Genomic DNA, 14,452 nt, shown 5'->3' with positions numbered 1-14,452 from the left:
TCCATCGGTTCAGGGGCTGGCTGTTCAAAAAGGCTTGTCGAAGGTGATTTTCGGCTCTTTCCATGGGCCTTTGACGGTGTATTTGACGCTGGCGAACCGCGCCACGCGATCGCCGATCAGCTTGTCGATCAGGAACAATGCACCGCCGACTGCCGGCGCGCCGACAATCAGCGCGGCAATTGGCAGGTTGTTGGTCACCGGCAAAGTCACCAGCAATTTGGCATCCACCTTGTCGCCCACCAGATCCAGCGTGCCGTCCAGTTCCAGGTTGCTCGAAGGACCGGTCAACTTGATCGGTTCTTTCGTCACATAAACGCCGTTGGTCGCCTCCAGCAATCCCTTGACCCGGTCATAGCTGAGGCCCTTGCCGAACAGGTCGGAGAAGTCGAGGCGCAAACGCCGGCCAATCGAGTTGAAGTTGAGCAGACCAAACACGCGCAATGCCTGAGCGCCGCCCTCCACTTCAACAAATTGGCCTTTGTTGAGGGACGCATCGAGGGTGCCGGAGAAGCGCTTGGTCGCCAGCCACGCCGGCGAGCCCGGCCAGCGGCCGTCGACATCCATGTGGAATTCTTCGCTGGTGACGCTCGGTGCAAAACCCCAGCCCTTGAGCACATCGGCGAGGTTCTTGCCGCCGATCCGCCCCTTGTACCAACTGGTCGTGGCACCGGGTGTGCCTTCCCAGCCGCCGCTGCCCTGCAGGAGGATGCCCTTGAGGCCCAGATCGAGGTTGTTCAGGGCGATGCCCTTGGCGGTCGGCCGAACCTTGAGCGACCAGCCGCCGACCAGATCCTGGCCCTGGAACAATTGATTGATCGTGATATCCAGCGCCGGAATTTTGCTCGGATCCACCGAGGCCAGCGGATCCGGCGCGTTCTCGTCGGCCTGCACCGTCGGGTCCGGTGCCGGCAACCGCACGTATTGCAGGTTCACCGCAATCGGCGCGCCCTTGGCGTCGGGAATGCCGGCCGTGCCTTTGGCCTGCTGACTGTCGAGGGCCAGAGCCCAGGCGCCGGGCTTGCGATTGACCTGCACTGCCGCCTGATCCAGCGTGGTGCCGAAGGCCGTGAGCTTGCCGATCTTGAAGTCCGCGCTGCTGAGCAACTGCTTGGCGTTGCCGCCCGGGTCCTGACCAGCATACTTGTCCAGCAGATCCTGCCAGGGTTTGACGTCCAGCTCGGACAACACGCCGCGTATCCGCAGGCCTTTGTTACCCGGCAATACGGCTTCGCCAGCGCCGAGGAACAACTCGCCCCGGCCATCGGCAAAATTGCCCGGTGGCGCAGCGAAGGTGAAGTTGGCCAGTTGATCGTAATTGACCCAGTAACGCCGCTCCTGTCCCTGCAAGGTCATGCGGAACACCGTGTCACGCCCGACATCGGCCGCCATGCCGAACGGCGCCGGCAAATCCACCGCCACGCCCTTCAGACTGGAGCTGACCATCAATTGACTGTCGGCGCCGTCCAGATTCACCTGCAACTGGTAAGGGATGGTTCCGGACACCGGCAACGGCTGAGTCACGCCCAGCCAGTCGGTGAGCTTCTTGACTTCGACCTGCCCCGACGCTGCCACTCTTGTCTTGAGCTTGCCGGGGCCGCCGTCGGCGAAGATCTGCGCAGTGACCGGTTTGTCGAAGGCCCGGGCACTGATGTTCTGCCCGCTCAGGCCCTTGGCGCTGTCGAAGCGGAAATCACCCTTGAGCTGGCTCAGTTCGAGCTTCGGCTCCGCCAGTTTCAACCGCGCATTGGCGGTTTTGAAGTCGACGAGGATTTTCGGCTGATCGCCCTTGGCCAACGGCACATCGAGTTTGAGCTTGCCTTGCAGATCACCCTCGCCTTCCCAACCGGCAAAGGTGTCGGCGGTACCGATCGGCGCTTCCTGAAGAATCTTCAGGCCATCGCCCAACCCACCCGCGAAGGTGCCGTCGAGGAACATATGGCTGTGCTCGCCGCTCGGCACATGGGGAATATTGACGAAGACATCGCTGACCTGCGTGTCGAGCAACTGACCCTTGCTGGCGAGAATCCGCACGCCGCTGTCTTCGATGAACACGTCACCGCTGACCTTGCTCACGTGCGGCCAGCCCGGCTGGAACGCCAGTTCGGCGTCGTGCACCTTGAAGAACAGACTGATGCTGCGATCTGCTTCCCCGGCGTTCTTGTTCAGCGAGCCCTGATACTGGAAGAAGCCTTGATCCACCGCGCCCTTGAGAATCGCCGTGCGCAGCCATTCGTCGAGGGCCGGGCTCAGGACTTCCGGCAGGTACTTGGCGGTGTAACGACCGTCGCCGTCCACCAGGCCGACCCGCAGGTCCATGTAGTCTTCCTGGCTGTGATCGAAATGCAGGCGGATCAGGAAGTCGCCGGCAATCTTGCCTTCCTCGCCGAGCACCTTCAGGTACGGCGCGATCAGGGTGAAACCTTCTTTATCGAGCTTCCAGGTCAACCGCGCGTTGGCCTGAATGTATTGCCACGGCTTGGCGAAAATCGGATCGAGGTGCAGGACGAAATCCTTGCTGTCCATGCGCAGCTCGCCGCCGCCGAGATTGCCGGTAAGACTGCCACTGACATTCCGCGCTGCCGGGGCGCCGTGATAGGCATCGAACCCGACTTGATCAAGGTTGGCGGCGAAGCCGAATTTGCTGTCGTCGGTGGCGTTCGGCCGGAAATCCAGCAGCACGTTACGCAGCCCGCCGGTCACTTTCAGGCGCTCGACCACGGTCGCGAAGCCTTGGGGTAACGGGCCGAGGGCATTGAGCAAAGGGGTGATTGGCGTCAGGTCGAGCCGATCGGCCTGCAGATGCCAGAGTTCTTCGTTCTTGTCGGTGGCGGCAGTCTGTTTGATCTGCACATGCGATTCCCAACGGGTTTCGCCGAAATTCATCGCCAGCGAATCAAGCGTGACAGTGGCCCCCTCGGGACCGCGCTGGAAGTAGCCATTGAGCGCCAGATTGTTGATCTGGATCGGCTTGCGTTCGGCGTAGGCACCGGTCAGTTGCGGCGCGTTGAGACGAATCGCAGCACTCTGCAACGCCCCCTCGCGCCAGTTGACCCACAGCTCGCCGCCGGCCTTGATCTCGGAGAAATTCCATTGCTGGGTCAGGCGCTCGGGCAGCCATTTCGACCAGTCACTCTGCGGCAGGCTGACATAACCTTCCACTTCGCTGCTCTGCCACTGACTTGGACGAATCCGCGTGCGCAGGCTAAGCGCCACGGGCTGGCCGTCAGGCAAGGTCAATCGTGCATCGAGGCGCTGGCGGCTGGTGCCGGTCTTGAGATTGAGGCCGACATACGTGAGGGTTAGCGGTGCCTGTTCCCGCGGTTGCAAGGTCACCTGACTGTCGAGCACCGACAGTTGCTGAATCATTTGCATGCGGTTGAACAGTTGCTCGGGATCCATGGGCTGATCCTGCTGCACCGGCAAGCCTTCCAGCGCCCACTTTCCGTCTTCGCCTTCCTTGAGGCTGATCTTCAGACCGTTGAGTTCAAGGTGGGCGATGCGCACTTCGCGGGCCATCAGGCTGGCCCACAGATCCGGCACCGCACGCACCCGATCCAGGCGCAAGGCATTGGCGCCGCTGCCGACCATCACGTCATGGGCCAGCAGGATCGGCGCGAATCCACTCCAGTTGCCTTCCAGCTCGCCGATCTGCAGCGGCATGCCCAAGGCGGCACTGGCCTTGTCTTCGATATCGGTGCGGTATTCGGCCACCAGTGGCGTGAGTTCCCGGCCGAGACTGACGTACAACGCCATCAATACCAGAACCAACGCGCACAGGCCCAGACCCCAGCGGGTCAGTGCGGCCAAAATGCGTGTCAGACGTTCCATGTCAGTTGGCTCCCATGGCAAAAATACTGCAAAAAGCTGAGGCCAGCCGTTTCAGGAAAAGGGTGACGCAGGGGTTCAGAGCAGCACCACGTCATATTGTTCCTGGGAATACATGGTTTCTACCTGGAAGCGTATGGTGCGCCCGATGAAACCTTCAAGTTCGGCCACGTTACCGGACTCTTCATCGAGCAGGCGATCCACCACTTTCTGGTTCGCCAGCACCCGATAACCCTCGGCCTGATAGGCCCGGGCTTCACGCAGGATCTCGCGGAAAATCTCGTAGCAAATGGTTTCCGGGGTTTTCAGCTTGCCCCGGCCCTGACAACTGCTGCACGGTTCGCACAGCACCTGCTCGAGGCTTTCGCGGGTGCGCTTGCGCGTCATCTGCACCAGGCCCAACTCGGTAATGCCGATGATGTTGGTCTTGGCGTGATCGCGCTCCAGCTGTTTCTCCAGGGTACGCAGCACCTGACGCTGGTGCTCTTCGTCTTCCATGTCGATGAAGTCGATGATGATGATCCCGCCCAGATTGCGCAGGCGCATCTGCCGGGCAATTGCGGTCGCGGCTTCGAGGTTGGTCTTGAAGATGGTTTCTTCGAGGTTGCGATGACCGACGAACGCCCCGGTGTTCACATCGATGGTGGTCATGGCTTCCGCTGGATCGATCACCAGATAGCCGCCGGACTTCAGCGGCACCTTGCGCTCCAGGGCTTTCTGGATTTCGTCTTCGACGCCGTAAAGGTCGAAAATCGGTCGTTCACCCGGGTAGTGTTCCAGACGGTCGGCGATTTCCGGCATCAGTTCGGCGACGAACTGCGTGGTTTTCTGAAAGGTTTCCCGGGAGTCGATGCGGATCTTCTCGATCTTCGGGCTGACCAGATCGCGCAGGGTGCGCAGCGCCAGGCCGAGGTCTTCGTAGATCACGCTCGGTGCGCCGATGGTTTTGATCTGTTCGTTGATCTGATCCCACAGGCGGCGCAGGTAGCGGATGTCCATCAGGATCTCATCGGCCCCGGCACCTTCGGCGGCGGTACGCAAAATGAAGCCGCCAGCCTCCTTGATGCCTTCTTTGGCCACGCAATCGCTGACCACCTGCTTGAGGCGTTCGCGCTCGGCTTCGTCTTCGATCTTCAGGGAAATACCGACGTGGGCGGTGCGTGGCATGTACACCAGATAGCGCGACGGGATCGACAGTTGCGTGGTCAGCCGCGCACCTTTGGAACCGATCGGATCCTTGGTGACCTGCACCACCAGGCTCTGGCCTTCGTGCACCAGAGCGCTGATGCTTTCTACCGCCGGGCCTTCGCGCAGGGAGATTTCCGAAGCATGAATGAAGGCTGCGCGATCCAGACCGATGTCGACGAATGCCGCCTGCATACCCGGCAGGACTCGCACCACCTTGCCTTTATAGATGTTGCCGACGATCCCGCGCTTTTGCGTACGCTCGACGTGCACTTCTTGCAGCACACCGTTTTCGACCACCGCCACGCGCGATTCCATCGGCGTGATGTTGATCAGAATCTCTTCACTCATGGCAGGGTCTCGTTCAGGCATGTTCACGATAATGGCCGCATCTTGTCCGTTCGACGCTTATTGCGCGTTCAGGGTTTGCCAACAGGGTATGCCGAAATGGCCGAGCAGTTCTGCGCTTTCGCACACCGGCAAGCCGACGACCGCCGAGTAACTGCCATTGAGGCCTGCGACGAACACCGCGCCGAGCCCCTGAATGCCGTAGCCACCCGCCTTGTCCCGGGGTTCGCCGCTGGCCCAGTAGGCGGCGGCTTCTTCGCGACTGATCGACCGGAACCGCACCAGACTGCGCACCACCCGCGACTCGCAGCGCTCGCCGTCGAGCACGGCAATTGCTGTCAGCACTTCATGCTCCTTGCCGGACAACATCATCAGCATGGCGCATGCGTCGGCTTCGTCCACCGGTTTGCCAAGAATTTTGCCGTCCAGCACCACGGCGGTATCGGCGCCCAGTACGCAAAACGCTACGTCGCAAACGACGGTGCGCCGCCCGGCCTCGGCCTTGCCGCGCGCCAGGCGCTCGACGTAGGCCGATGGGGATTCATTGGCGAGAGGGGTTTCATCGATATCCGCGCTGATGGCGGTAAACGGGATGCCGATCTGCGTGAGCAACTCACGCCGACGCGGCGATCCTGAGGCGAGGTAAAGCTTTTCCATCAAGACATCTCCCTGTTTGGTGCCCTGCCTCACAAATGCTGTTCCCTTTGGTCGGCGTCTGGTGTTGCCATACTGCGTTGCCGTTCCTCGCCATAGCACGCTATGACTCGTCACGGCGCCTTGTCTGGCAACAACAGCCACTCGCCCAAAAAGAACTTCATTTGCGAGGCAAGGCACTGGTTTGGGCAAATGCCTGACCGAATCAGTTGATTTTGTAGCGCCGGCGCAATCCACGCAAAGCGAAGCTGACCCATGGCCAGAGCAAGGCACTGACCAGTGCCGGCAGGACCAGCGCGAGGGTCGGCTGACGGTTGCCGGTCAAGGCACTGAGCCAAAGCTGTACGAGCTGGGCGAGGCCGAAGATCACCAGGACGACCAGGCTCTGCTGCCACATCGGGAACATTCGCAGGCGTTGCTGCAACGACAGCACCAGGAACGTGATCAGTGTCAGGATCAAGGCATTCTGACCGAGCAGATCGCCCTGCAGCACGTCTTCGGCCAGCCCCAGGCAGAAGGCCGTGACCATGCCGACGGTGTGCGGCAGATACAACGCCCAGAAAGTCAGGAGCAAGGCCAGCCACAGCGGGCGCAGGATTTCCATGAAAATGGGCAATGGCGACACACTGAGCAGAATGCCGACGATAAACGTCAGCCATACAATCCAGCCGTTACGCGATGCGGTAGCGCCGACCATTATTCTTGCCTCCCGGTGGTCGCCGGCGCAGTGACTGGCGGTTTGGCCGCTGGTCGAGCCGCCGGCTGATTCGCCGGCGGTTTGCTGGCCGCTGGTGTGGCTGCAGGCGGTTTGCTTGCAGCGGGTTTGGCCGGCGTGGTGCTGGCGGCAGGCGCAGCCGGCGGCGTCGCCGTGGCTGGAGTTGCTGCTGCGGCAGGCGGGGTAACGATTTTCGGTACCGTGGACGGAATCACCGGACCACCACCAAAGGCATCAAGGTTTTCCTGAGCCTGCGCGGCATCATTGGCACGTTCTTCGGCGGTGCGGTTGTCACTGAATACCAGCAGCAGGTAACGGCTGCGGTTCAGTGCGGCGGTCGGCACGGCGCGAACAATGGCGAATGGCTGGCCGGAATCGTGGATCACTTCCTTGACCGTCGCCACCGGATAACCGGCCGGGAAACGCTGACCGAGACCGGAGCTGACCAGCAGATCACCTTCCTTGACGTCGGCGGTGTCCGCCACGTGGCGCAGTTCCAGACGCTCGGGGTTACCGGTGCCGCTGGCAATCGCCCGCAGACCGTTACGGTTCACCTGCACAGGAATGCTGTGGGTAGAGTCGGTCAGCAGCAACACACGGGAGGTGTACGGCATCAGTTCGACCACCTGCCCCATCAGGCCGCGAGCATCGAGCACCGGCTGACCGAGCACCACGCCATCACGCTCACCTTTATTGATGATGATGCGATGGGTGAAGGGGTTGGGGTCCATGCCGATCAGCTCGGCCACTTCGACCTTCTCGTTGACCAGCGCGGAAGAATTGAGCAACTCTCGCAGACGGACGTTCTGCTCGGTGAGGGCGGCAAGCTTCTGCATGCGACCCTGCAACAGCAGGTTCTCCGACTTGAGTTTTTCATTTTCGGCGACGAGCTCGGTGCGACTGCCGAACTGGCTGGCGACACCTTCCCACAACCGTCCGGGCAGGTCAGTGATCCAGTAGGCGTCCATCAGCACCAGCGAGGCCTGGCTGCGTACGGGTTTAAGCAGGCTGAAGCGCGCGTCAACGACCATCAGCGCGACCGACAGTACGGCCAGCACCAACAAGCGCACGCCCAGTGAGGGGCCCTTGGCGAAAAGCGGTTTAATAAGCCGCTCCTCCCAGGCAAATGTTCTGTTTATTCATACGGCATCAAACCGGCCTGGATGAAGACTGACAGAAGATAAACGCCAACAGGCAGCACTGCAAAGTGCTGCCTGTGCGCTCACCCACGTATTGCACCCGGCGATTATTCGCTGGAGAGCAGGTCCATGGTGTGCTTGTCCATCATTTCCAATGCACGGCCACCGCCGCGAGCGACGCAGGTCAGCGGATCTTCGGCAACGATCACCGGCAGACCGGTTTCCTGGGCCAGCAGCTTGTCGAGGTCACGCAGCAGCGCGCCACCACCGGTCAGCACCAGTCCACGCTCGGCGATGTCGGAAGCCAGTTCCGGCGGCGATTGCTCCAAGGCGCTTTTCACGGCCTGAACGATGGTTGCCAGGGACTCTTGCAGAGCTTCCAGCACTTCGTTGGAGTTCAGGGTGAATGCGCGTGGAACGCCTTCGGCCAGGTTGCGACCGCGAACGTCGACTTCGCGAACTTCGCCGCCCGGGTAGGCCGTACCGATTTCCTGCTTGATGCGCTCGGCGGTGGATTCGCCGATCAGGCTGCCGTAGTTGCGGCGCACGTAGGTGATGATCGCTTCGTCGAAGCGGTCGCCGCCAACGCGTACGGATTCGGCATAGACCACACCGTTCAGGGAGATCAGCGCGATTTCGGTGGTACCACCACCGATATCCACGACCATCGAACCGCGAGCTTCTTCAACCGGCAGGCCGGCACCGATCGCAGCAGCCATCGGCTCTTCGATCAGGAACACTTCACGGGCACCGGCACCAAGGGCCGATTCACGGATGGCACGACGCTCAACCTGGGTGGATTTGCATGGAACGCAGATCAGCACACGAGGGCTGGGCTGCAGAAAGCTGTTTTCGTGAACCTTGTTAATAAAGTATTGCAGCATCTTTTCGCAGACGCTGAAGTCGGCGATCACGCCGTCCTTCATCGGACGAATGGCAGCAATGTTGCCCGGCGTACGGCCGAGCATGCGCTTGGCCTCGGTGCCGACAGCGACGACACTTTTCTGGTTACCGTGTGTCCGAATGGCCACAACCGATGGCTCATTCAGGACGATACCGCGCTCGCGCACGTAAATAAGGGTGTTGGCAGTGCCCAGGTCAATGGAAAGATCGCTGGAAAACATGCCACGCAGTTTCTTGAACATGGGAAAGGGACCCTAGGCAACGCGTGGGTAAAAAAGTGCGGCAAACTCTAACAACGACAGGGATTTTGGGCAAGGCGCCAATATGTTAAATTGGCCGCTTTTCTGTGCACCAAGCCCCACAATCGCGGCCTTATGACCGTAGAAGTGCGGTAGTGTTCCGACAATCTAACACACGGACGCCGTCCGTCCTGTTTTCCACTGGAGAAACCCGATGGCGCTAGAACGCTCCGACGTGGAAAAAATCGCTCATCTGGCCAGCCTTGGCCTGAATGACGCCGATCTTCCACACATCACTTCGGCCCTCAACAGCATTCTCGGGCTGGTCGACGAAATGCAGGCGGTCAATACCGACGGTATCGAGCCGCTGGCCCACCCGCTGGAAGCCAGTCAGCGCCTGCGCGCCGACGTCGTGACCGAAAGCAATAACCGCGAGGCTTATCAGTCCATCGCACCAGCGGTCGAAAACGGCCTGTACCTGGTTCCGAAAGTCATCGACTAAAGGGAAAGAGCCTGCAATGCATCAATTGACTCTGGCCGAGATCGCCCGCGGTCTCGCCGATAAAAAGTTTTCCTCCGAAGAGCTGACCAAAGTCCTGCTGGCGCGCATTACCCAGCTCGATCCGCAGCTCAACAGTTTCATCAGCCTCACCGAAGAGCTGGCCCTCGATCAGGCGAAAGCCGCCGACGTGCGCCGGGCCAATGGTGAGAGCGGCGCCCTGCTCGGCGCGCCGATCGCCCACAAAGACCTGTTCTGCACCCAGGGCATTCGCACCAGCTGCGGCTCGAAGATGCTCGACAACTTCAAGGCTCCGTACGACGCCACCGTGGTGTCGAAGCTGGCCGCCGCCGGTACAGTGACCCTGGGCAAGACCAACATGGACGAATTCGCCATGGGTTCGGCCAACGAGTCGAGCTGGTACGGCGCGGTGAAAAACCCGTGGAACCTGGAACACGTACCGGGCGGTTCGTCCGGCGGTTCGGCGGCGGCGGTTGCCGCTCGTCTGTTACCAGCCGCAACGGCCACCGACACCGGTGGTTCGATCCGTCAGCCGGCCGCGTTCACCAACCTCACAGGCCTGAAACCGACCTACGGTCGCGTGTCGCGCTGGGGCATGATCGCTTACGCCTCCAGCCTCGATCAGGGCGGCCCACTGGCTCGCACTGCCGAAGACTGCGCGATTTTGTTGCAAGGCATGGCCGGCTTCGATCCGAACGACTCCACCAGCATCGATGAACCGGTGCCGGACTACGCCGCCGGTCTGAATGGCTCGCTGCAAGGCCTGCGCATCGGCGTGCCGAAGGAATACTTCGGCGCCGGTCTTGACCCGCGCATCGCCGACCTGATCCAGAACAGCATCAAAGAGCTGCAGAAGCTCGGTGCCGTGATCAAGGAAATCAGCCTGCCGAACATGCAGCACGCGATTCCTGCGTACTACGTGATCGCCCCGGCAGAAGCCTCCTCCAACCTCTCGCGTTTTGACGGCGTGCGCTTCGGCCACCGCTGCGAAGATCCGAAGAACCTGGAAGACCTGTACAAGCGCTCCCGTGGCGAAGGCTTTGGTGCCGAAGTGCAGCGCCGGATCATGGTCGGTGCCTACGCACTGTCCGCCGGTTACTACGACGCCTACTACCTGAAAGCGCAGAAGATCCGTCGCCTGGTGAAGAACGACTTCATGGCTGCCTTTAATGAAGTCGACATCATCCTCGGCCCGACCACGCCAAACCCGGCCTGGAAACTCGGCGCCAAGAACAGCGACCCGGTCGCTGCCTACCTGGAAGACGTCTACACCATCACCGCCAACCTCGCGGGCCTGCCGGGCCTGTCGATGCCAGCCGGTTTTGTCGATGGTCTGCCGGTTGGCGTGCAACTGCTCGCTCCGTATTTCCAGGAAGGTCGCCTGTTGAACGTTGCCCACCAGTATCAGTTACACACTGACTGGCACACCCGCACCCCAACCGGCTTCTGAGGAGACACACATGCAATGGGAAGTCGTGATCGGGCTGGAGATTCACACCCAGCTCACCACCCGGTCGAAAATCTTTTCCGGTAGTTCCACCACGTTCGGCTCCGAGCCGAACACCCAGGCCAGCCTGATCGACCTGGGCATGCCCGGCGTGTTGCCGGTGCTGAACCAGGAAGCGGTGCGCATGGCGGTGATGTTCGGTCTGGCGATTGACGCCGAGATCGGTCAGCACAACGTGTTCGCGCGTAAAAACTATTTCTACCCGGATCTGCCGAAGGGCTACCAGATCAGCCAGATGGAATTGCCGATCGTCGGCAAGGGCCACCTGGACATCGCGCTGGAAGACGGCACGGTCAAACGCGTCGGCATTACCCGCGCGCACCTGGAAGAAGACGCCGGCAAGAGCCTGCACGAGGAATTCAGCGGTGCCACCGGCATCGACCTGAACCGTGCCGGCACGCCGCTGCTGGAAATCGTTTCCGAGCCTGACATGCGCAGCGCCAAGGAAGCCGTGGCTTACGTCAAGGCGATCCACGCGCTGGTACGTTACCTGGGCATCTGCGACGGCAACATGGCCGAAGGCTCGCTGCGTTGCGACTGCAACGTGTCGATCCGTCCGAAAGGCCAGGTTGAATTCGGCACCCGCTGCGAGATCAAGAACGTCAACTCGTTCCGTTTCATCGAGAAGGCGATCAACTCCGAAATCCAGCGTCAGATCGACCTGATCGAAGACGGCGGCAAAGTGATCCAGCAGACCCGTCTGTACGATCCGAACAAGGACGAAACCCGTCCGATGCGCAGCAAAGAGGAAGCCAACGACTACCGTTACTTCCCCGATCCGGACCTGCTGCCGGTGGTCATCGAGGACTCGTTCCTTAATGACGTGCGCGCCACCCTGCCGGAACTACCACCGCAAAAACGCGAGCGCTTCCAGAGTGCTTTCGGTCTGTCGGCCTACGACGCCAACGTACTGGCCACCAGCCGTGAGCAGGCGGACTACTTCGAGAAGGTCGCGAGCATCGGCGGCGACGCCAAACTGGCGGCGAACTGGGTGATGGTCGAGTTGGGCAGCCTGCTCAACAAGCAGAACCTGGACATCGAGGATTCGCCGGTTTCGGCCGAGCAACTGGGCGGCATGCTGCAGCGCATCAAGGACAACACCATCTCCGGCAAGATCGCCAAGGTGGTGTTCGAAGCGATGGCCAACGGCGAAGGCAGCGCAGACGAGATCATCGAGAAGCGCGGCCTGAAGCAGGTTACCGACACTGGCGCGATCTCGGCAGTGTTGGACGAAATGCTCGCGGCCAACGCCGAGCAGGTCGAGCAATACCGCGCGGCAGACGAAGCCAAGCGCGGCAAGATGTTCGGCTTCTTCGTCGGTCAGGCCATGAAAGCCTCCAAAGGCAAGGCCAACCCGCAGCAAGTGAACGAACTGCTGAAAAGCAAGCTCGAAGGCTGACCACAATGGAGCCAGATCCAAAGCCTGGCTCCATTCCCTGTGGGAGCGGGCTTGCTCGCGAAAGCGGCGTAACAGTCAGCAGATATGTTGAATGTGAGTCCCCCTTCGCGAGCAAGCCCGCTCCCACATTGTTATTTGGGAGCTTTTGAATGAAACGTCTGCTCGGCGCCTGCGCCCTGCTCTCTTTGCTGGCCGGTTGCGCCAGCACCGACACCATCGACCCGCACGGTTACGACCAGACCGGCGTCGCCTCCTATTACGGTGCCAAGCACCACGGTAAACGCACCGCCAGCGGCGAAGCGTTCAACCAGAATTCCCTGACCGCCGCCCACCGCCAGTTGCCGTTCGGCACGCGGGTGAAGGTCACCAACCTGAAAAACGATGAATCCGTCGTGGTCCGCATCAACGACCGTGGCCCACACACCCGTGGCCGTCTGATCGATGTTTCACGTGCGGCGGCCGAACAGCTCGGTATGCTGCGCAGTGGAACCGCCCGGGTTCGGGTGCAGGCCCTCGACGACTGATGGAGCGTCCACCATTTTCGGACTGACCGACTTACCCCTGATCAGCGTGATCGAATTGCTCAGCGGGCTGTTCCTGCTGATCGCCGGCGCCGAGCTGATGGTGCGCGCCGCCGTGCGCCTGGCCGCGCGCCTGCATGTACGACCGCTGATCATCGGCCTGACCATCGTCGCCCTCGGCAGCAGCGCCCCGCAAATGGCCGTCAGCCTGCAAGCCGTGCAGGCGCACACGCCGGACATCGCCGTCAGCAGCGTGATCGGCAGCAGCATTTTCAACATTCTCGTCACCCTCGGCCTGTCGGCGCTGATCATTCCGCTGCGGGTGTCGCGGCAACTGGTGCGTCTCGACATCCCGTTGATGATCGGCGCCAGCCTGCTGGTGTTCGTGCTGGCGTGGAATGAAGAGCTCGGGCGCTTCGACGGCATTCTGTTGCTCGGTGCCCTGACGCTTTACCTCGGATTGTTGCTGCGCCAGTCGCGGCACTCGGCCCGCCCGCATTCCGATCAACCGCATGATCCGCAGGCGCCGTGGTTCACCAGCCTGCTGATGATTGTCGGCGGTCTGGGCATGCTGGTGTTCGCCGGGCACTTGCTGCTGGGTGCAGCCGTGGTCGTCGCCACTGACCTGGGATTCTCCGAACGGGTGATCGGCCTGACCGTGGTCGCGGTCGGCACCTCGCTGCCGGAGCTCGCCACCTCACTGATCGCAGCGCTGCGCGGTCAGCGGGACATTGCAGTCGGCAACGTGATCGGCGCCAACCTGTTCAACCTGCTCGGGGTGCTGGGCCTCACCGCACTGATCGCGCCGACGCCGTTGTCGGTCTCGCCGAACGCGCTGGATTTCGACCTGCCGGTGATGCTCGGCGTCGCTGCGCTGTGCCTGCCGGTGTTCTATTCCGGTTATCGCGTGACACGGGCCGAAGGTTTGCTGCTGTTGGGTTTGTATCTGGCGTACGGGCTGCATGTGGTGTCGTTCACCACCGGCATGCCACTGGCCGGCAAACTCGAGCGATTGATGCTGTTTTATGTACTGCCGACGCTGCTGACGTTTCTGTTTTTCACGTCCGTGCGCGCCTGGCGCCGCCAACACCACAAGAAGGATGTGCCATGACCGAATCGAAGAAATCCGGGGTTGAAGTCCGCCGTCAGGTAATGGGCGACGCGTTTGTCGACCGCGCGCTGGGCAACGCTACCGAGTTCACCCAACCGTTGCAGGATTTCGTCAACGAACACGCCTGGGGCGGCGTGTGGAATCGCGAAGGTCTGCCACTGAAGACCCGCAGCCTGATCACCCTCGCCGCATTGACAGCACTGAAGTGCCCGCAGGAATTGAAAGGTCACGTGCGCGGTGCGTTGAACAATGGCTGCACGATCGATGAGATCCGCGAAGCGCTGCTGCATTGCGCGGTGTATGCCGGCGTGCCGGCGGCGATCGATGCGTTCCGCGCGGCGCAGGAAGTGATCGACAGTTACCAGAAGCCCGAGTAACCGCCGGCC

At 61.4% G+C, this 14,452-nt stretch carries 12 protein-coding genes; 6 read left to right on the top strand and 6 right to left on the bottom strand.

Translation table 11 applies throughout. The features are described 5' to 3' along the window. Positions 1–24 precede the first annotated feature (24 nt). The 6 genes from CAF90_RS18855 to mreB all read right to left on the bottom strand — a co-directional run bounded on the left by CAF90_RS18855 (position 25) and on the right by mreB (position 9,011). Positions 25–3,828, bottom strand: a complete 3,804-nt coding sequence (locus tag CAF90_RS18855) for a YhdP family protein (protein WP_085608075.1) — start codon at positions 3,826–3,828, stop codon at positions 25–27. Positions 3,829–3,903: 75 nt separating this feature from the next. Continuing rightward, the gene (gene rng / locus CAF90_RS18850) at positions 3,904–5,361 is read right to left on the bottom strand and encodes a ribonuclease G (protein WP_007953605.1); all 1,458 of its coding nucleotides are present in this window, start codon (positions 5,359–5,361) and stop codon (positions 3,904–3,906) included. Positions 5,362–5,418: 57 nt separating this feature from the next. After that, the gene (locus tag CAF90_RS18845) at positions 5,419–6,015 is read right to left on the bottom strand and encodes a nucleoside triphosphate pyrophosphatase (RefSeq protein ID WP_085608074.1); all 597 of its coding nucleotides are present in this window, start codon (positions 6,013–6,015) and stop codon (positions 5,419–5,421) included. Positions 6,016–6,217: 202 nt separating this feature from the next. Beyond that, positions 6,218–6,709, bottom strand: a complete 492-nt coding sequence (mreD, locus tag CAF90_RS18840; protein WP_007953608.1) for a rod shape-determining protein MreD — start codon at positions 6,707–6,709, stop codon at positions 6,218–6,220. Beyond that, entirely contained in the window at positions 6,709–7,833 is a 1,125-nt protein-coding gene (gene mreC / locus CAF90_RS18835; RefSeq protein WP_085608073.1) for a rod shape-determining protein MreC, read from the bottom strand. The genes mreD and mreC overlap by 1 nt, the downstream gene beginning before the upstream one ends. A gap of 140 nt (positions 7,834–7,973) precedes the next feature. Continuing rightward, the gene (mreB, locus tag CAF90_RS18830) at positions 7,974–9,011 is read right to left on the bottom strand and encodes a rod shape-determining protein MreB (protein WP_002555108.1); all 1,038 of its coding nucleotides are present in this window, start codon (positions 9,009–9,011) and stop codon (positions 7,974–7,976) included. Positions 9,012–9,222: 211 nt separating this feature from the next. Between mreB and gatC the strand changes: the two genes are divergently transcribed. From gatC to CAF90_RS18800, 6 genes are all read left to right on the top strand, one after another. Beyond that, complete coding sequence (gatC, locus tag CAF90_RS18825) at positions 9,223–9,510, top strand: Asp-tRNA(Asn)/Glu-tRNA(Gln) amidotransferase subunit GatC (RefSeq protein ID WP_007953612.1); 288 nt, start codon at positions 9,223–9,225, stop codon at positions 9,508–9,510. Between the two features lie 16 nt (positions 9,511–9,526). Next, positions 9,527–10,978, top strand: a complete 1,452-nt coding sequence (gene gatA, locus CAF90_RS18820; RefSeq protein WP_085608072.1) for an Asp-tRNA(Asn)/Glu-tRNA(Gln) amidotransferase subunit GatA — start codon at positions 9,527–9,529, stop codon at positions 10,976–10,978. Positions 10,979–10,988: 10 nt separating this feature from the next. Beyond that, positions 10,989–12,434: an Asp-tRNA(Asn)/Glu-tRNA(Gln) amidotransferase subunit GatB gene (gene gatB / locus CAF90_RS18815; RefSeq protein ID WP_085608071.1), complete on the top strand. Its 1,446-nt coding sequence runs from the start codon at positions 10,989–10,991 to the stop codon at positions 12,432–12,434. A gap of 149 nt (positions 12,435–12,583) precedes the next feature. Continuing rightward, on the top strand, positions 12,584–12,958 hold the full coding sequence (locus tag CAF90_RS18810; protein WP_039769262.1) for a septal ring lytic transglycosylase RlpA family protein: 375 nt from the start codon (positions 12,584–12,586) through the stop codon (positions 12,956–12,958). 46 nt (positions 12,959–13,004) lie between these two features. Continuing rightward, on the top strand, positions 13,005–14,066 hold the full coding sequence (locus CAF90_RS18805) for a calcium/sodium antiporter (protein WP_085608070.1): 1,062 nt from the start codon (positions 13,005–13,007) through the stop codon (positions 14,064–14,066). After that, complete coding sequence (locus CAF90_RS18800; RefSeq protein WP_007953619.1) at positions 14,063–14,443, top strand: carboxymuconolactone decarboxylase family protein; 381 nt, start codon at positions 14,063–14,065, stop codon at positions 14,441–14,443. The genes CAF90_RS18805 and CAF90_RS18800 overlap by 4 nt, the downstream gene beginning before the upstream one ends. Positions 14,444–14,452: the final 9 nt, after the last annotated feature.

It is taken from the genome of Pseudomonas sp. B37(2017), from assembly GCF_002112885.1.
In the GTDB taxonomy this organism is placed as follows: Bacteria; Pseudomonadota; Gammaproteobacteria; order Pseudomonadales; family Pseudomonadaceae; genus Aquipseudomonas; species Aquipseudomonas paraglycinae.
This window is presented reverse-complemented; position numbering and strand designations above follow the sequence as displayed.

What these genes read in the sequence shown, in the direction of transcription:
- CAF90_RS18810 (WP_039769262.1), top strand. Translation starts at nt 12,584, where the DNA reads ATGAAACGTCTGCTCGGCGCCTGCGCCCTGCTCTCTTTGCTGGCCGGT.
- gatB (WP_085608071.1), top strand. Translation starts at nt 10,989, where the DNA reads ATGCAATGGGAAGTCGTGATCGGGCTGGAGATTCACACCCAGCTCACC.
- gatC (WP_007953612.1), top strand. Translation starts at nt 9,223, where the DNA reads ATGGCGCTAGAACGCTCCGACGTGGAAAAAATCGCTCATCTGGCCAGC.
- CAF90_RS18800 (WP_007953619.1), top strand. Translation starts at nt 14,063, where the DNA reads ATGACCGAATCGAAGAAATCCGGGGTTGAAGTCCGCCGTCAGGTAATG.
- rng (WP_007953605.1), bottom strand. Translation starts at nt 5,361, where the DNA reads ATGAGTGAAGAGATTCTGATCAACATCACGCCGATGGAATCGCGCGTG.
- CAF90_RS18855 (WP_085608075.1), bottom strand. Translation starts at nt 3,828, where the DNA reads ATGGAACGTCTGACACGCATTTTGGCCGCACTGACCCGCTGGGGTCTG.
- gatA (WP_085608072.1), top strand. Translation starts at nt 9,527, where the DNA reads ATGCATCAATTGACTCTGGCCGAGATCGCCCGCGGTCTCGCCGATAAA.
- mreD (WP_007953608.1), bottom strand. Translation starts at nt 6,709, where the DNA reads ATGGTCGGCGCTACCGCATCGCGTAACGGCTGGATTGTATGGCTGACG.
- CAF90_RS18845 (WP_085608074.1), bottom strand. Translation starts at nt 6,015, where the DNA reads ATGGAAAAGCTTTACCTCGCCTCAGGATCGCCGCGTCGGCGTGAGTTG.
- mreB (WP_002555108.1), bottom strand. Translation starts at nt 9,011, where the DNA reads ATGTTCAAGAAACTGCGTGGCATGTTTTCCAGCGATCTTTCCATTGAC.